This window comes from Janthinobacterium sp. TND4EL3 (assembly GCF_900156175.1).
Classification (GTDB): Bacteria; Pseudomonadota; Gammaproteobacteria; order Burkholderiales; family Burkholderiaceae_D; genus Janthinobacterium.
The window spans coordinates 117,950-135,922 of sequence record NZ_FTMV01000015.1; the positions used below are offsets into that span (position 1 = coordinate 117,950).

Annotated in this window: 12 protein-coding genes; 9 read left to right on the plus strand and 3 right to left on the minus strand. The window is 64.1% G+C overall.

The window, feature by feature from the left end:
* The 8 genes from BXA07_RS21915 to BXA07_RS21950 all read left to right on the plus strand — a co-directional run bounded on the left by BXA07_RS21915 (position 1) and on the right by BXA07_RS21950 (position 13,122).
* The gene (locus BXA07_RS21915; protein ID WP_076570841.1) at positions 1-1,284 is read left to right on the plus strand and encodes a winged helix-turn-helix domain-containing protein; all 1,284 of its coding nucleotides are present in this window, start codon (positions 1-3) and stop codon (positions 1,282-1,284) included.
* Positions 1,281-2,273, plus strand: a complete 993-nt coding sequence (locus tag BXA07_RS21920; RefSeq protein ID WP_076570843.1) for a DUF2804 domain-containing protein — start codon at positions 1,281-1,283, stop codon at positions 2,271-2,273. The genes BXA07_RS21915 and BXA07_RS21920 overlap by 4 nt, the downstream gene beginning before the upstream one ends.
* 109 nt (positions 2,274-2,382) lie before the next feature.
* Entirely contained in the window at positions 2,383-5,052 is a 2,670-nt protein-coding gene (locus BXA07_RS21925) for a bifunctional acetate--CoA ligase family protein/GNAT family N-acetyltransferase (protein ID WP_076570845.1), read from the plus strand.
* Positions 5,053-5,165: 113 nt separating this feature from the next.
* Positions 5,166-5,822, plus strand: a complete 657-nt coding sequence (locus tag BXA07_RS21930) for a hemerythrin domain-containing protein (RefSeq protein ID WP_139335694.1) — start codon at positions 5,166-5,168, stop codon at positions 5,820-5,822.
* A 199-nt stretch (positions 5,823-6,021) separates the two neighbouring features.
* Positions 6,022-8,601, plus strand: coding sequence for a DUF349 domain-containing protein (locus tag BXA07_RS21935; RefSeq protein ID WP_076570955.1), 2,580 nt, complete (start codon positions 6,022-6,024; stop codon positions 8,599-8,601).
* The gene (gene moaE / locus BXA07_RS21940; RefSeq protein WP_076570849.1) at positions 8,598-9,071 is read left to right on the plus strand and encodes a molybdopterin synthase catalytic subunit MoaE; all 474 of its coding nucleotides are present in this window, start codon (positions 8,598-8,600) and stop codon (positions 9,069-9,071) included. The genes BXA07_RS21935 and moaE overlap by 4 nt, the downstream gene beginning before the upstream one ends.
* Before the next feature lie 121 nt (positions 9,072-9,192).
* Complete coding sequence (gene clpB, locus BXA07_RS21945) at positions 9,193-11,799, plus strand: ATP-dependent chaperone ClpB (RefSeq protein ID WP_076570851.1); 2,607 nt, start codon at positions 9,193-9,195, stop codon at positions 11,797-11,799.
* A 201-nt stretch (positions 11,800-12,000) separates the two neighbouring features.
* Positions 12,001-13,122: a polyamine ABC transporter substrate-binding protein gene (locus BXA07_RS21950; RefSeq protein WP_076570852.1), complete on the plus strand. Its 1,122-nt coding sequence runs from the start codon at positions 12,001-12,003 to the stop codon at positions 13,120-13,122.
* A gap of 72 nt (positions 13,123-13,194) precedes the next feature.
* Here the strand turns inward: BXA07_RS21950 and BXA07_RS31675 are convergent, their stop codons facing one another.
* From BXA07_RS31675 to ppk1, 3 genes are all read right to left on the minus strand, one after another.
* On the minus strand, positions 13,195-13,323 hold the full coding sequence (locus BXA07_RS31675; RefSeq protein WP_280175070.1) for a hypothetical protein: 129 nt from the start codon (positions 13,321-13,323) through the stop codon (positions 13,195-13,197).
* Between the two features lie 531 nt (positions 13,324-13,854).
* The gene (gene sixA / locus BXA07_RS21955; protein ID WP_076570854.1) at positions 13,855-14,313 is read right to left on the minus strand and encodes a phosphohistidine phosphatase SixA; all 459 of its coding nucleotides are present in this window, start codon (positions 14,311-14,313) and stop codon (positions 13,855-13,857) included.
* 34 nt (positions 14,314-14,347) lie between these two features.
* Positions 14,348-16,441 carry a polyphosphate kinase 1 gene (ppk1, locus tag BXA07_RS21960; protein ID WP_076570855.1) on the minus strand — a complete coding sequence of 698 codons (2,094 nt, stop codon included), beginning with the start codon at positions 16,439-16,441 and terminating at the stop codon, positions 14,348-14,350.
* Positions 16,442-16,712: 271 nt separating this feature from the next.
* On the opposite strand from ppk1, the gene pstS reads away from it, so the two are divergent.
* Complete coding sequence (gene pstS, locus BXA07_RS21965) at positions 16,713-17,762, plus strand: phosphate ABC transporter substrate-binding protein PstS (RefSeq protein ID WP_076570857.1); 1,050 nt, start codon at positions 16,713-16,715, stop codon at positions 17,760-17,762.
* Positions 17,763-17,973: the final 211 nt, after the last annotated feature.

Here is a 17,973-nt window from a genome sequence, read left to right on the forward strand (position 1 = left end):
ATGCACAGTCTCGACCTATCCACGCCTCCCGACCACCCCCCGCTATCGCTGGCCGCCGCGCGCGCCCTGCACCTGGCCGCCCAGGGCCTGCTGCAGGCGCGGCGTAAAAAAGCCGTGAAGGCCGACGTGCTGGCCGCCATCCGCCAGATGGGCGTGCTGCAGATCGACACCATCCACGTGGTGGCGCGCAGCCCGTATCTGGTGCTGTGGAGCCGGCTGGGCGATTATCCGCAGCCGTGGCTCGAACAATTGCTGGCCGAGGGCGCGCTGTTCGAATACTGGGCGCATGAAGCGTGCTTCGTGCCCATCGAAGACTATGGCTTGTACCGCCACCGCATGCTCGATCCGGCCGCCATGGGCTGGAAATACTCGGTCAAATGGATGGCCGAGCAGGGCGAGGCCGTCGCGTCGGTGCTCGACCACATCCGCGCCAACGGCGCCGCCCGTTCGGCCGATTTTGAACGCACGGATGGCCAGGCGGGCGGCTGGTGGAGCTGGAAGCCGGAAAAGCGCTCGCTGGAAGTGCTGTTTACGTCGGGCGTGCTGATGATCGCCAAGCGGCATCAGTTCCAGCGCTATTACGACCTGGCCGAACGGGTGCTGCCGGGCTGGCACGATGGCTTGCTGCCGCCCGAGGACGAGGTGCGCCGCCGCCTGCTGCTGGCCAGCGTGAAGGCGCTGGGCCTGGCGCGCGCCGGCTGGATCAGCGATTATTTTCGCACCAAGCAGTCACGCGCCAGCCTGGCGCACGATCTGCAGGCGCTGGTGGACGCGGGCGCGCTGCTGCGCTGCGCGGTGGACGGCTGGACGGACGCCGTCTACGTGCATGCGGAGCATGGGGAGTTGCTGCGCGCGGCGGCCGACGGCAAGCTGGCGCCCACCCTGACGACCATCCTGTCGCCGTTCGACCCCGTCGTCTGGGACCGGCGCCGCGCGCTGGAACTGTTCGGTTTTGACTACCGGCTCGAATGCTATACGCCCGCTGAAAAACGCCGCTATGGCTACTTCACCTTACCGATCCTGCGCCGCGGCGCGCTCGTGGGACGGCTGGATGCCAAGGCGCACCGCGCACAGGGCCGCTTCGAAATCAAGTCGCTGGTGCTGGAAGAGGGCGTGCGCCTCAGCCCCCGCCTGGTGCAGGACGTGGCCGGCGCCGTGCGGCGCCTGGCGCTCTGGCATGCGTGTCCGCAGATTGATATTGCGCAAGCGCAGCCGGCAGTCTTCGGTGCGCAGCTGGCCGCTGCCCTGCACGATGGCGGCGCTGCCGCAAGGCGGGCCGCATGATGCTGCCACCGGCACCGCCCGCGCTGCTTGACGCCGATGGCGTCCCCTGTTTTGGCCGCTACACGGGGCAATTGAACGCCTTCGACTGGGCCGCGCTGGCGCCGCCGCACGCGCGCGGCGCCCTGTGGCGTTTGTTCCACCACAAGCGCTGGCATTACGTGGCCCTGTCGACACCGGCCGTGTTCTGCGGCGTGGCCATCGTCGACCTGGGCTGGACCAGCACGGCCTTCGCCTACGCCTTCGACCGCCACAAGGGCAAGATCGTGGCCAGCTTTTCGCAGGATGGCATTCCCGGCCTGTGCGCCACGGTGGCGCCGCATGCGGGCGCCTCCAGCCGTTTCCGCTTCCTCTCGCACGTGATCTCCATCGAGGCGCAGCCGCAGCAGCGCTACCGTTTGCGGCTCGATTGCGGCCATTTCGGCATCGACGCGGAATGCGGCCCGCCCGTGTCGCCCACCCTGCTGGCCGTCGGGCCCGTGGCCGAGGGCGGCAGCGTGCATGCGACGCAAAAATCGGGCGGCCTGCCCTTGTGGGGCAGCGTGCGCTGCGGCGCCGTCGGCTACAGCCTGGACGACGGCGTGGCCAGCTTCGATTATTCCAATGGCCTGCTGGCGCGCGAGACGGAATGGCGCTGGGCCTCGGCGCACAGCCTGGACCTCGGTTTCAACCTGCAGGCCGGCTATTTCGGCGCGCATGAAAACGCGCTGTGGCTCGATGGCCAGCTGTATCAGCTGGGGCGCGCGCATTTCGACTTCAATCCCGACAACCCGCTGGCGCCGTGGCATGTATGGACGGACGACGATCTGCTCGACCTGCACTTCAGGCCGGAAGGGGCGCGGCGCGAGGACAAGAACCTGTGGATCGCCGCCAGCCGCTACATCCAGCCCATCGGCACCTTCAGCGGCTGGGTGCGCGCCAGCGCGGACTCGCCCAAGCGCATCGTGGCGCAGCTGGCGGGCGTGACGGAAAGCCACCGCTCGCGCTGGTAGGCGCGTGGTTTTTTCGTGAAACGCTTCACAAAGTCAAATTTTTTTGGCAACGCATCCTATACACTGGGGGAGTACCTTTAGCCACTCCGGCAAACCATGAGGCCAGAACATGAGTATCCGTAATCTCGACAAGCTGTTCAAGCCGGCCTCGGTGGCCCTGATCGGCGCCACGGCGCGCGAACGCAAGCTGGGCGCCATCGCCCTGTACAACCTGCTGGGAGGCGGCTACCAGGGAGAGATCTGGCCCGTCAATCCCAAGTATGACGAGCTGATGGGCCTGAAATGCTACCGCAAGCTGGCGCAGCTGCCCAAGGCGCCGGACCTGGCCATCATCTGCACGCCGCCGGCCACCATCACGGCGCTGATCCGCGAACTGGGCGCGCTGGGCACGCGCGCGGCCATCGTCATGACTTCCGGCATCGACCCCGTGCGCGAGCAAGCGCTGCGCCTGGCCATGCTGAAGGCGGCCAAGCCGCATCTGCTGCGCATCCTCGGCCCCAACAGCATGGGGCTGCTCGTGCCGAGACTGGGCTTGAACGCCAGCTTTGCCCACGTGGGGGCGACGGCCGGCAAGATCGCCTTCGTGTCGCAGTCGGGCGCGCTGGTGTCGGGCGTGCTCGACTGGGCCAACGCGCATGGCGTGGGCTTTTCCAAGTTCATTTCGCTCGGCGGCAGCTACGACATCGATTTCGGCGACCTGCTCGACTACCTGGCCGGCGATGCCGACACGGCCGCCATCCTGCTGTACATGGAAGACATCCAGGCCGCGCGCAAATTCATGTCGGCGGCGCGGGCGGCCGCGCGCAGCAAGCCCGTCATCGTGCTGAAGGCGGGGCGCGAGGCGGAAGGCGCGGCCATGGCGGCCTGGCATACGGGCGCGCTGGCCGGTTCCGACGCCGTGTACGACGCGGCCATCCGCCGCGCCGGCATGCTGCGCGTGTATTCGGCCGAGGAACTGTTCGACGCCGTGGAAACGCTCACGCACATCCGCTCGCAGCGCGGCGAGCGCCTGGCGATCCTGTGCAATGGCGGCGGCCTGGGCGTGATGGCCACCGACGCGCTGGTGGGCAGCGGCGGCAAGCTGGCCGAACTGTCGCCCGATACCGTGATCGCGCTGGAAAAGGCCCTGCCAAGGGGCTGGTCGCACGACAACCCCGTCGGCTTGCCCGGCGACGCGGCCGTGCAGCGCTATGCCGACGCCATCAAGCCGCTGCTCGACGAGCCGCAGGCGGACGCCTTGCTGCTGCTGCACGCGCCCACGGCCATGGTTTCGTCGATCGACATCGCCGAAGCCGTCACGCCGCTGATCAAGGCCACCTCGCGCACGGTGCTGTCGTGCCTGTTGGGCGGCACCACCGTGGCGCCCGCGCGCCAGGTTTTCAATCGCGCCGGCATTCCCACCTATGACACGCCGGAAAAGGCCGTGCATGGCTTCATGCAGATCGTGCAGTACCGGCGCAACCAGGAAACCCTGATGCAGGTGCCGGCGCAGCTGCCGATGTCGGCCACGCCGCGCCGCGCCCGTGTGCGCGAAATCGTCGCCGCCGCGCTGGCGGCTGGCCAGACGGTGCTCGGCGAATGCCGCTCGAAAGAGATTCTGGCCGCCTACGGCATTCCCGTGGCCACCACGCGCATGGCGGCCGACGTGGAAGCGGCGCTGGCCGTGGCGGCGGACATCGGCTATCCCGTCGCGCTGAAGATCCATTCGCCCGATATCGCCCACAAATCCGACGTGGGCGGCGTGGCGCTGGACCTCGACACGCCCGACATCCTGCGCACGGCCGCCGCCGCCATGCTCAAGCGCGTGCGCCGCATGCGTCCCGACGCGCTGATCGACGGTTTTACGGTGCAGCAGATGGCGCGCCGGCCGCAGTCGCATGAACTGATCGTCGGCGTCACGACGGACGCCGCCTTCGGCCCCGTGATCCTGGTGGGGCAGGGCGGCATCGCCGTGGAAGTGACGGCCGATCACGCCATCGGCCTGCCGCCGCTGAACATGGTGCTGGCGCGCGACATGCTGGCGCGCACGCGCGTGTCGAAACTGCTGGCCGGCTACCGCAACCAGCCGCCGGCCGACATCGACGCCATCTGCTATACCCTGATCCAGGTGGCCGAACTGGTGGCCGACATCGGCGAACTGGCCGAACTCGACATCAACCCGCTGGTGGCCGACGCGGACGGCGTGATCGCCCTCGACGCGCGCATCCGTTTGCAGCCGGGCCAGCAGCGCGACCGCCTGGCCATCCGCCCGTATCCGCAGGAACTGGAAGAGCAGGTGACGTGGATGGATAAACCGATTCTGCTGCGCCCCATCCGCCCCGAGGACGCGCCGCAGCACATGGAGCTGTTCCACGCGCTGGACCCGGACGACGTGCGCCTGCGCTTTTTTACCTCGATGCGCGAGCTGCCCGTGTCGCAGCTGGCGCGTTTGACGCAGATCGATTACGACCGCGCCATGGCCTTCATCGCCACCCACACGGGGCCGGACGGCAAGCCGGAAACCCTGGGCGTGGTGCGCGCCGTGGCCGACCCGGACAATATCCACGCCGACTTCGCCATCGCCGTGCGCTCGGCCCTGAAGGGCAAGGGCCTCGGGCACATCCTGTTCGAAAAGCTGGTCGACTACTTCCGCAGCCGGGGCACGGAGGCGCTGGTGGGCGAGGCCATGGCGCGCAACAAGGGCATGCAGCGGCTGGTGAAAAGCTTTGGCGGCGAGGTCACGCCGTCGGAAGAGCCGGGCGTCGTGGACCTGCATATCGGCTTGCGGCCGCCGCGCTGAAAAATGCGCGCAGCCCGCGCAGGGTTTGTGCAGGATCAAACCCGGCCCTGTCGGTAGTCTTTACACTTTCACTTCCAGGATCAGACATCCGGCGCATTTTCGGGAGTGAGTGCATGCTTACGGCAACATATATATTGGTATCCCTGACGGTGGAGCAGACCAGCATCCGCATGAGCTTGTTGGCTTTTCAGAAATACATGCATGCGCAGCTGCGCCAGCAGAGCGAGCTGAACCTGGCGCAGATGCAGTACGCGGCCGACTGGCTGAGCCGCCTGTTTCAGGGCGGCTACTGGCGCAAGGTCGAGATGTACCTGATTCCCGCCATCCGCCAGGCCACGCCCCATGCGGACGGCTTGCTCAATGAGCTCAACGGCTTGAACCACGCGGCGCTGGAAAGCATCAATGTGGTGCAGCAGCGCGCGGGCGCCGCCATCGACACGTCCGGGCTGCAGGCGGGGCAGCTGTGTGCGGCCATCGACGCCTTTTGCGCGGCCTTGCTGCAGCGCCTGGAAAAAGAAGAACGCGAACTGTTTGCGCTGGCCCGCAAGGTCATCGTGGGCGAAGCGTGGTTTGCCATCGCCTATCAATTCCTGGCCCACGATGCGCGCGCGCGGGAGGCGCGCCGCGGCAAGGCGCAAGTGCTGCCCTTTGTTTTACCGGCACCGTTGCCGGCACCGTTGCCGGCAACAGGCGGCAGCGCTGAAACGGCAGCCGATGGCGCCGCATCCGCGTTGCCCGTGCCGGCGCAGCCGCTGCGCGCGCACGCTTGAACGGAAGCGGGCACACACCCCGCCGTCGCGTTTGCGCCGGGGCGGCGCCCCTGGTTTTGCCGCAGCGCAGGGCTGGCGCAGCACGGTTGCTGCCATAGGAGAAATCTGGCGTTAGTCATTTGCTAACTTGCACGGACCCGTCCGATGCAATACCCCGGGCTTTGTTATGATGGTGGTTTTGATCCACGCGAAACCCGTCATGTTCGAATTTCTTTTCAAGCGTTCTGCCAGCAAGACTGCCGTCCCCGATCCTGTCGTGGCAGAACAGGCCGCCGCCTCGGCGCAGAGCGCATCGCGCCGCGCCGAACAGGTTGCGCGTGCCCATGCCGTGGCTGGCGACGAAGCCGCCGCCTCTGAATTCATCCTGTCGAGCGAATTTGCCGATGCCCGCCTGATCGCGGCCGAACACGTCCACGCCTTGCCCCTGCTGGAAAAAGTCCACCACGCCATGCGCAACACGGACCGCCGCGTCGCCAAGCTGATGCAGGGCCGCATCGACCTGATCCGCCATCAGGCGGCCGAGACGCAACGCGCCCAGGCCAGCATCGAGACGGCCCAGCGCCTGTTGAACGATGACAAGCTGAGCCCGAACCAGGTGGCCGAGCTGGACCGCCAATGGCAGGTGATCAAGGCTACGCCCGAACTGGAGAGTGCCTTTGCCGCCGCGCGCGCCGCGCTGGCCGCCCGCCTGGAAGCACAAGTGGTGCTGCAGCGCGCCGTGATCGACGCCGTGGCTGCCATGCGCGCGCTGGCCAGCAATGGCCACGCGGCCGAAGAGCTGGCGCAGGCGCTGGCCCGCCTGGACGCGGAGCACGCGCAGCATGCGCAATCGCCTGAGCGCGGCTCGCTGCCGAAACATCTGGAACTTGACTTTACGCAAGCGCGCGAACAGGCGCAGTCCGCCTTGCAGGCGCTGCAGCAGCACCAGGCCGTGTTCGACGCGCGCCAGCTTGCGCTGGCCGAATGGCAGGCGCAGGACGCCGCCACCCTGGACGTGGATGTGTTGAAACGCACGTGGCAAGCCCTGCCGCGCCTGCCCGAATCGGGTCTGTCCGACAGCCTGCAGCAGCAATTTGCGGCCCTGCTGGCCAGTGCCCCAGCGCCTGTCGTTCCTGCTGCCGACGTGGAAGCGCCAGCGCATGCGGAACCGGCGCCGCGCAAGCCGCGTCAGGAGCACGCCCCCGTGTCGAAGGAAGCGACAGAGCAGTTCTTCAAGACGCTCGACGCCATGGAAGCGGCCCTGCAGGATGGCTTGCTGCACGTGGCATCCGAGCACGATAAAGCCTTGCGCGACAGCAAACATGGCCGTTTGACGTCGGCCCAGTCCGATCGCCTGGCCCATGTGCGCGCGCAATTCAAGCAACTGGCCGACTGGGCTCGCTGGGGCGGCAACGTGTCGCGCGAGGAACTGGTCAAGGCGGCGGAGGAATTGCCGGCGCAGGAACTCCCGATGGCCGAGCTGGCCAAGAAGGTGGGCAGCCTGCGCGAGCGCTGGAAGTCGCTCGACACCTTGTCCGGCCCCGCGCCGAAGTCCCTGTGGGAGCGTTTCGACGCGGCCTGCAGCGTGGCGTACGCTCCGGCGGCCCAGCATTTCAAGCAGTTGGCCGAAGAGCGCCACGGCAACGCGGCCAAGGCCCAGGAATTGATCGCGGAAACGGCGGCCCTGGCGGCCGAAGAAAGTACCGACTGGAAACACGTTGCTTCCGCCGCGCAGCGTTTGCGCCAGGCGTGGACGCGCCTGGGCACCATCGACCGCAAGGAAAAGAAGCGCCTCGATGCGGAATTTGGCGCCGCGCTGGACGCCCTGTCGAAACCGCTGGAAACGCAGCGCCAGATCGAGACGGCGCGCCGCGAACAATTGATCGTCGAAGTGGGCCTGCTCAAGCCGTCGGAGCGCAACACGGTCGACATGCTCAAAGCCCTGCAGGACAAATGGCAGGAACTGGCGAAAGCCTTGCCGCTGGAACGCCGCGCGGAACAGGCGCTGTGGCAGCGCTTCCGCGCCGCGTGCGACGATATCTTTGCCAGGCGCAAGGAAACGGCCCACGCGGCCGACCACGAGCGCCGCGAACACCTGCATGCGCGCGAAGCGCTGTGCGCGGCGCTGGAAACGGCTGTCGTGCCCGAGGGCGACGACAAGGCGCGCAGCGCCTTCATCCATCACTTGCTGCGCGACACGCGCGCCGCCTGGAACGCCACCGGCCCCGTGCCGCGCGCCAGCGAAGCGAAGATCGAACAGCGCTACCAGGCAGCGGTTGCTGGCGTGCAAGCGCAGGCGGACGCCATCGCCGAGCGCGCCGGCGCGGCCCAGGCCAACGCCCTGCGCGACAAGCTGCGCCTGGTGCAGGCGCTGGAAGCCGCACTGGCGGACGGCGGCGACAGCGCCGACGCGGCCACCTGGCTTCAGCGCTGGAGCGCCTTGCCGCCGCTCGACGCCCAGTACGAACGCAGCCTGCAGCAGCGCTTTGCCGCCGCCCAGGCCGCCTTGGGCGAGGGCAGCGCCGCCTACGCGCAGCAATTGCAGGCCAACCAGGAGCGCTTGCTTGCTGAACTCTTGCGCCTGGAAATCGTCGCCGGCGTCGACAGCGGCGCCGAATTTGCCCGCGACCGCCTGAAGATGCAGGTGGAAGTGCTGCAATCGTCGCTCAAATCAGGCCAGAAGCCGCTCACGCAAGTGTCGCAGCTGATGCAGTTGTGCGCGATTGCCGCCGCCACCGATGCGCGCACGGCCAGCCGCATCGAAACCCTGCTGCGCCGCATCGGAGGTGTGTCCAAATGACCACTACCGTCCGCGTCCAGCAAGCCGATTTTGACTTGAGTCAAGAAATCGCACAATTGCGTGCAGGAAACCCCAAGGTGGGTGCCGTCGTCGGCTTCGTCGGCACGGTGCGCGACATGAACGAGGGGCTGGACGTGGCGGCGATGGAGCTCGAGCACTATCCGGGCATGACGGAAAAGTCCATTCTAGCCATCGTCGAGCAGGCGCGCGGTCGCTGGCCCCTGTCCGGCGCGCTGGTGATTCACCGTGTGGGACCCCTGCTGCCGCAGGAGCAGATCGTGCTGGTGGCCGTCTCGTCGGCCCACCGGGGCGAGGCGTTTGCCGCCTGCGAATTCATCATCGACTACCTGAAGACGGAAGCGCCGTTCTGGAAGAAGGAAGACACGCCGGAAGGGGCGCGCTGGGTCGATGCGCGCGACAGCGACGCGACGGCGCTGGACAAATGGACGGCAAAAGCAAGCCCTATTTGAATCGGACGCGGACCACACCGTAGCATTTGCCAAAGTGCATTAGTTTTCTGCTTTGTGTATGCTTGAAAAGTACTGCCTCACCCCAATTTGGTTAACAACTAATTAACCGGGAGCGCTTTTCATGCGACAAGATAAACTGACTACCAAGTTACAGGAAGCCCTGGCCGACGCGCAAAGTCTGGCCGTGGGCAACGACAATCCCTATATCGAACCAGTCCACCTGCTGACGGCCCTGTTGAACCAGGACGACGGCGGCGCCCGCTCGCTCTTGCAGCGGGCCGGCGTCAACGTGGGCGGCCTGTCCAAGGCCCTGGGCGCGTCCCTCGAACGCTTGCCGAAAGTCTCCGGCACGGGCGGCGACGTGCAGATCAGCCGCGAATTCGTGGCCCTGCTGAACCTGGCCGACAAGGAATCGCAAAAGGCGGGCGACCAGTTCGTGTCCAGCGAAATGGTCTTGCTGGCCATGACGGACGACAAGTCCGACTGCGGCAAGCTGGCGCGCGAAAACGGCCTGACCCGCAAGGCCCTGGAAGCGGCCATCGACGCCGTGCGCGGCGGTAACAAGGTCGACTCGCAAGAGGCAGAGGGCCAGCGCGAAGCCCTGAAAAAATACACCCTGGACCTGACGGAGCGGGCGCGCAAGGGCAAGCTCGACCCTGTGATCGGCCGCGACGATGAAATCCGCCGCACCATCCAGATCCTGCAGCGCCGCAGCAAGAACAATCCCGTGCTGATCGGCGAACCTGGCGTGGGCAAGACGGCCATCGTCGAAGGCCTGGCGCAGCGCATCGTCAACGGCGAAGTGCCCGAATCGCTGAAAGGCAAGCGCGTGCTGGCGCTGGACATGGCCGCCCTGGTTGCCGGTGCCAAGTTCCGCGGCGAGTTCGAGGAGCGCCTGAAATCCGTGCTGAAGGAACTGGCCATGGATGAAGGGCAAACCATCGTCTTCATCGACGAGATGCACACGATGGTGGGCGCGGGCAAGGCCGACGGCGCGATGGATGCCGGCAATATGCTGAAACCGGCACTGGCGCGCGGCGAGCTGCACTGCGTGGGCGCCACGACCCTCGACGAGTACCGCAAGTACATCGAGAAGGACGCCGCGCTGGAACGCCGCTTCCAGAAAGTGCTCGTCGACGAGCCGACCGTGGAAGCGACGATCGCCATCCTGCGCGGCTTGCAGGATAAATACGCGCTGCATCACAAGGTGGAAATCACGGACGCGGCCATCATTGCCGCCGCGGAATTGTCGCACCGCTACATCACGGACCGCTTCCTGCCCGACAAGGCGATCGACCTGATCGATGAAGCGGCGGCGAAGATCAAGATCGAGATCGATTCGAAGCCGGAAGTGATGGACAAGCTGGAACGCCGTTTGATCCAGCTCAAGATCGAGCGCGAAGCCGTCAAGAAGGAAAAAGACGAAGCGTCGTTGCGCCGCCTGGGGCTGATCGAAGAGGAAATCCTCAAGCTGCAGCGCGAATACAATGACTTCGAGGAAATCCTGAAGGCGGAAAAAGCCGTGGTGCAGGGCAGCACGCACATCAAGGAAGAGATCGAGAACGTCAAGCTGCAGATGGAGCAGGCCACGCGCGAGAGCAACTGGCAGAAAGTATCGGAATTGCAGTACGGCAAGCTGCCGCAGCTGGAAGCCCAGCTCAAGCAGGCTGACAGCGGCATGCCGAAGGTCGATCCCGACCAGCCGAAGCTGCTGCGCACGGAAGTGGGCGCCGAGGAAATCGCCGAAGTGGTGTCGCGCGCGACGGGCATTCCCGTGTCGCGCATGATGCAGGGCGAACGCGACAAGCTGCTGCACATCGAAGAGAAGCTGCATGAGCGCGTCGTGGGCCAGGATGAGGCAATCACGGCCGTGGCCGACGCCATCCGCCGCTCGCGCGCCGGCTTGTCGGACCCGAACCGTCCGTATGGTTCCTTCATGTTCCTGGGACCGACGGGGGTCGGTAAGACCGAGCTGAGCAAGGCGCTGGCGACCTTCCTGTTCGATACGGAAGAATCGATGATCCGCATCGACATGAGCGAGTTCATGGAGAAGCATTCCGTGGCCCGCCTGATCGGCGCGCCGCCCGGCTACGTGGGCTACGACGAGGGCGGCTACCTGACGGAAGCCGTGCGCCGCAAGCCGTACAGCGTGATCCTGCTCGACGAAGTGGAAAAAGCGCATGCCGACGTCTTCAACGTGCTGCTGCAAGTGCTCGACGACGGACGCATGACGGACGGCCAGGGCCGCACGGTGGACTTCAAGAATACCGTCATCATCATGACCTCGAACCTCGGTTCGCACAAGATCCAGGCCATGGAAAGCGATGACCCCGGTGTCGTGAAGCTGGCCGTGATGGCCGAGGTGCGCGCGCACTTCCGTCCCGAGTTCGTCAACCGCATCGACGAAATCGTCGTGTTCCACGGCCTCGACGAGAAGAACATCGGCGCGATCGCGAAGATCCAGCTGAAGATCCTCGAAGAACGCCTGGAGCGCATGGACATGCGCCTGAGCCTGACGGACGCTGCCTTGCAGCAAATCGCCGAGGCGGGCTACGACCCGGTGTATGGCGCCCGTCCTTTGAAACGGGCGATCCAGCAGCAGATCGAAAATCCGCTGTCGAAGCTGATCCTCGAAGGCCGCTTCGGCCCGAAAGACGAGATCCGCATCGACGCCCAGAACGGCAACCTCGTGTTTACCGGGGCGCAAGTGGGGCTGGACAAGGTGTAATGTTGACCCCAGCGGCGAAAGGCTGGGTTCGGACCCTCAGGGGGCATGCGCCACAATGCGGCGCATGCCGATTCCGGAGGAACCGAACCCGGTCTTTGCTTTTGGGTTGAATCTTAGCAAGGGCGCGATCAGGCTAGACCTGATCGTGCCCTTCTTGCTATCATCGTCACTATTTTCTGACTAATTTTCGGAGGCGGTACGATGGCAAACACATGGCAGGCAGGACGGCGCATTGGACTGGGACTGGCCTTGGCGGCGGCTATGCTGGCATTGTCTGCCCAAGCTCAGGCCCAGGAAGAGAAGGTCCTGAACATCTACAACTGGTCGGACTATATCGGCGACGATACGATCAAGAATTTTGAGAAGGAAACGGGCATCAAGGTGCGCTATGATGTTTTCGATAACAATGAAATCCTCAATGCGAAATTGGTGGCAGGCAAGTCCGGCTACGACATCGTCGTGCCGACGGCCCAGTGGGCGCGCCTGCAGATCGACGCGGGACTGCTGCGCAAGCTCGACAAGAGCAAGCTGACGAACCTGGGCAACCTGGACCCCCACCTGCAGGCCAAGCTGTCGAAGATAGACCCGAACAACGATTACCTGGTCGACTGGCTGTGGGGCTACACGACGGTGGGCATCAACGTCAACAAGGTCAAGGCGGCGCTGGGCGGCATGGCCATGCCCGACAACGCCTGGGACCTGGTGTTCGACCCGAAATACGCGGCCAAGCTGAAATCGTGCGGCGTGTCCTTCCTCGATTCGCCGTCGGAGGTGCTGCCGGCCGCCCTGCAATACCTGGGCAAGCCCGCCTACTCGAAAACGGCGGCCGACTACCAGGAAGCGGGCAAGGTGCTGCAGGCGATTCGTCCCTACGTGACCCTGTTCAGCTCGTCCGGCTACATCAACGACATGGCCAACGGCTCCGTCTGCGTGGCGCTGGGCTGGTCGGGCGACATCAATATCGCGCGCCAGCGCGCCATCGATGCGAAAAACGGCAATGTGATCCAGGTGCTGGTGCCGAAGACGGCCGCGCTGATGTTCGACACCATGGCCATTCCCGCCGACGCGCCGCACCCGAACAATGCGCACCTGTTCATCAATTACATTTTGCGTCCGCAAGTGCATGCCAGCCTGAGCAACAAAGTGTTCTACGCGAACCCGAATCCGGCCAGCATCAAGTACGTGCGCAAGGACATCGGCGAGAACAAGGCCATTTTCCTGTCGGACGCCGACAAGCAGCGCATGGCCGCGCCGGAAGCGACCACGGCCGACATCCGCCGCTTGATGACGCGCATCTATACGAAGTTCAAGACGGGAGTGTAAATACAAGGATGGCGCGAGAGACGGGCCGGGTGCGGCCGTCGCTGGCGCCATGCGATAGTGCCGAAGTGAACGCTACTCGTGATAGCGGTCCAACAGCTTGTGATGACTGCCGCGCATTTCTTCGATCAATTCAAAGGCGACAAAGCCAATGATGGCGGCGAAGATGGCGATGAAGAGAAAAACGAGGAAGGTGATTAACATGGTCTTTCAGCCGCCGTTGGACGGCCGTCCGCTGGGTTGCTCAATGTGCGGGAGCGGTGCTCGGGCACGTAGTTGATGCAATTAAACTCTAGCAGATCGGCAGCGCTTTACAAGGCTGCCGAGTTGTAATTCCTACCAGTATTTGTCCCAGCGCACTTTTTGCGCATTTTCCTTATTTCACCACCAGGTCATGCGCCATCACGGCCTTCAAATAGACGCTGATGGGGTCACCGGGGTCGCGCTGCGGGAACCTGTCCATCCTGCGCTGGCCTTGCGCATTTCCCTGTTTGACTACTTCACCACCAGGTCATGCGCCATCACGGCCTTCAAATAGACGCTGACGGGGTCACCGGGGTCGCGCTGCGGGAACCTGTCCATCCTTGCGCTGGCCTTGCGCATTTCCCTGTTTGACTACTTCACCACCAGGTCATGCGCCATCACGGCCTTCAAATAGACGCTGACGGGGTCGCCCGGGTCGCGCTGCGGGAACCTGTCCATCCTTGCGCTGGCCTTGCGCATTTCCCTGTTTGACTACTTCACCATCAGGTCATGCGCCATCACGGCCTTCAAATAGACGCTGACGGGGTCGCCGGGGTCGCGCTGCGAGAACCACCACGCGCTGGCCTTGCGCATTTCCCATTCCTGTTCTTCGCCCGTCAGCAGCAGCGCTGCCGCCTGGCCCAGGGTGGGCTGGTGGCCGACGATGAGCACGCTTTCCTTGCCGCCAGGCCAGTTGGCTGCCTTCAGGATATCTTCCGCTTCGGCGCCGGGCGCCAGTTCCGGCATCAGCTTGAACTTGCGCCCCAGCGCCTCGGCCGTCTGCAGGGTGCGCAGGGCGGGGCTGACGAGGATGCGGCAATTTTCCGGCAATTGCGAAGCGAGCCACTCGCCCATGCGGCGCGCCTGTTTCTGGCCTTTGACTGTCAGTGCGCGCTCCAGGTCGGGGACGCCCGGCTCGGCTTCTGCGTGTCGCCACAAGATGAGGTCCATGTTGTACTCCTCTGTGTTGAAAGTCGAAAGCTGTTTACTCGCCGACCTCCGCGCCCGGCGTGCCCAGTGTGTGCATCAGGTATTGCTGGGCGCTGAACGGCGTTTGCTTGCCGCGCGGCTTGCGGCGCGCGTAGTGGCCTGTCGGTTCCAGCTCCCATGCATTCGTATTATCCTTCAAATACGGGTTCAGGCCCTCGGCGATCACGCGCCGCTTCAGCGCCCGGTCCAGCACGGGGAAGGCCACTTCCACGCGGCGGAACAGGTTGCGGCTCATCCAGTCGGCGCTGGCCAGGTAGACATCGTGCGCCAGGTCGTTGCGGAAGTAATAGATGCGGCTGTGCTCGAGGAAGCGGCCGATCACGGAACGCACCTTGATATTTTCCGACAGGCCCGGCACACCCGGCTTCAGGGTGCAGGCGCCGCGCACGATCAGGTCGATCTTCACGCCGTCGGTCGAGGCCGCATACAGGGCGCGGATCACGGATTCGTCCACGAGCGCATTGATTTTCACGATGATGCGCCCGCGCCGGCCCGCGCGGGCGATCTTCGCCTCGTTGCGGATGGCCTTGATGATCTCGCTTTGCAGGCCGAACGGCGCCAGCCACAAATGGTTCAGGTTGTGCGGCTTGGTCAGGCTGGTCAGGTGGATGAACACTTCGTTGACTTCCACGGCCAGGTCCTGGTTGGCCGTCAGCAAGCCGAAGTCCGTGTACAGCTTGGTGGTCGTGGGATGATAGTTGCCGGTGCCCAAGTGGGCATAGAAGCGCAGCGCGCCTTCCTCGCGGCGGATGACGAGCGCCACCTTGGCGTGCGTCTTCAGGCCCACCACGCCGTAGACCACTTGCGCACCCGCCTGTTCCAGCTTGTCGGCCCAGTTGATATTGGCTTCTTCGTCGAAACGCGCCATCAGCTCCACGATGACGGTCACTTCCTTGCCCATCTTCGCCGCCGTGATGAGCGACTCCATCAGGTCCGAATTCATGCCGGTACGGTAGATCGTCTGCTTGATGGCCACGACGGACGGGTCGTAGGCGGCGCTGCGGATGAAGTCGATGACCGTCTGGAACGACTGATAGGGATGGTGCAGCAGGATGTCGTGCTTGTTCAGGGCGACAAAGATGTCGTTGCCGATGGCTTTATGGGCCAGGCCGGGGAAGAACGGCGGGAAGCGCAGCTCGGGCTGCTTGACGTGGTCGATCATTTCCGACAGGCGCACGAGGTTCACGGGACCGTTGACGCGGTAGAGGCGGCTTTGATCCAGGCTGAACTGGTCGAGCAGGAACTGTGATAATTCCGGTGGACAATTGCGCGCCACTTCCAGGCGCACCGAGGTGCCGAACTGGCGGCCCACGAGTTCGCCTTTCAGGGCCTGGCGCAGATTCTTGACTTCATCCTCGTCCACCCACAGGTCGCTGTCGCGCGTGACGCGAAATTGCGAATAGGCAATCACTTCGCGCCCGGCGAACAGGTCCGAGATGTGCGCATGTATGACGGAAGACAACAAACAGAAGGACACGCCATCGCCGGATATGTCGTCCGGCAACTTGATGACGCGCGGCAATACGCGGGGCGCCTTGACGATGGCGATGGCCGTGCCGCGCCCGAACGCATCCTTGCCGCTCAGCGAAACGATGAAATTGAGACTCTTATTCACCACTTGCGGGAAGGGGTGGGCCGGGTCGAGGCCGATCGGGGTCAGCAGGGGGCGCACTTCGCGGTCGAAATACTGCTTGACCCAGGCGCGCTGCGCCACGTTGCGGTCGCTGTCGCGCAGCAAATGCACGCCCGCTTCGCGCAGGGCCGGCAAGACTTCGCTATTTAATATCTCATACTGGCGTTCCACCAGCGCATGGCATTCCTTGCCGATGCGCTCCAGGTTGGCCGCCAGGGCAGGGTGGCCGGCCAGCGAACCGCCGATGCTGCCGGCCGCCAGCAGGCTGGCCACGCGCACTTCGAAGAACTCATCCATGTTGCTGCTGACGATGCACAGGTAGCGCAGGCGCTCGAGCAGGGGAATGTTCGGGTCTTCCGCCTGTGCCATCACGCGCCGGTTGAAAGTCAGTTGCGACAGCTCGCGGTCAAGCAGGATGCCCGATTTGGTCACTTCCGTGTGCAGTTCAGGTTTCATATTCTTTTGTCTTTGCAGATAGTTAATTCTAGCCGTATTTCTCATTGTATGACGCGCTGTGAGTGTAATCATGAAATATGACGTAAGCGTGACAAGAGATGTCATATAACACTGTTCTGGATGTCATTTTTCCCGTCGAAAACAGCGCTTTCCGGGGCGTAGGCAAATATTTCAGGATTTTTTCAGCATGTCATAAAGCTGTCATATTCGCTTGCTAGACTGCGCAGCATTCAACCGGGACTTTGAGCCCTAACAACCCTGAGGACTTGATATGCAAATGAAGCAAATGTTCAAATTTATCGTCGTGGGTGCTTCGGCAGCGATGGCATTTTCTTCCGCTTCCGTCATGGCGGCAGATATGACAGGTGCTGGTGCAACCTTCCCGTACCCGATCTACGCGAAATGGGCCGAGACGTACAAAGCCAACACGGGCAACGGCCTGAACTACCAGTCCGTCGGTTCCGGCGCCGGCATCAAGCAGATCAAGGCCAAGACTGTTGAATTCGGCGCTTCGGACATGCCGTTGAAGGCGGAAGAGCTGGAAGAAGCGGGCTTGATGCAGTTCCCGGCCATCATGGGCGGCGTGGTCACCATCGTCAACCTGGACGGCGTGACCCCAGGCCAGCTGAAGATGACGGGCAAGGTCGTTGGCGACATCTACCTGGGCAAGATCACCAAGTGGAGCGCTCCCGAGATCGCCGCACTGAACTCGGGCGTCAAGCTGCCGGACACGGAAATCACCGTGGTGCACCGCGCCGACGGTTCGGGCACGTCCTTCCTGTTCACCGACTTCCTGTCGAAAACCAACCCGGAATTCAAGTCGAAGATCGGCGCCGGTTCGGCCGTGAAATGGGCAGTGGGCGTGGGCGGCAAGGGTAATGAAGGCGTGGCAGCCAACGTACAGCGCATCAAGGGTTCGATCGGCTACGTCGAGTGGGCTTACGCCAAGAAGAACAAGATGTCGCACACCCAGCTGCAAAACAAGGACGGCAACTTCCTGCAGCCTGACGACGACAACTTCAAGGCAGCGGCCGCTTCGGCACCATGGACGCAAACCCCAGGCTTCGGCGTGGTCCTGACCGACCAGGCTGGCAAGAACAGCTGGCCGATCACGGGCGTGTCCTTCATCCTGATGCACAAAGTCCAGGCTGACGCAGCCAAGGCAAAAGAAGTCCTGAAGTTCTTCGACTGGGCCTACAAGAACGGCGGCCCAGCTGCCGTCGAACTGGACTACGTGCCGATGCCGGCATCGGTCGTGAAGCTGGTGCAGGAATCGTGGAAAGCCAACCTGAAAGACGCTTCCGGCAAGTCGATCTACTAATAAACCTACTGCGCGGCGCTATTTGCGGCCTGCGATGCCCACTGTGCCAAAGCACAGCTCCGCTTCCCAGCCACAACTAGTTGCCGCTCGCTACGGTTTATTCAAGCAAGAATGTCCTTGCCCCGCCAGCAGCACGGCGGGGCAGGGAGTTAGCCAGGACCGCCCGCAAGCCCTCGCAGACGGTCCTGGCTAAGAAGCAACAATAAAACAA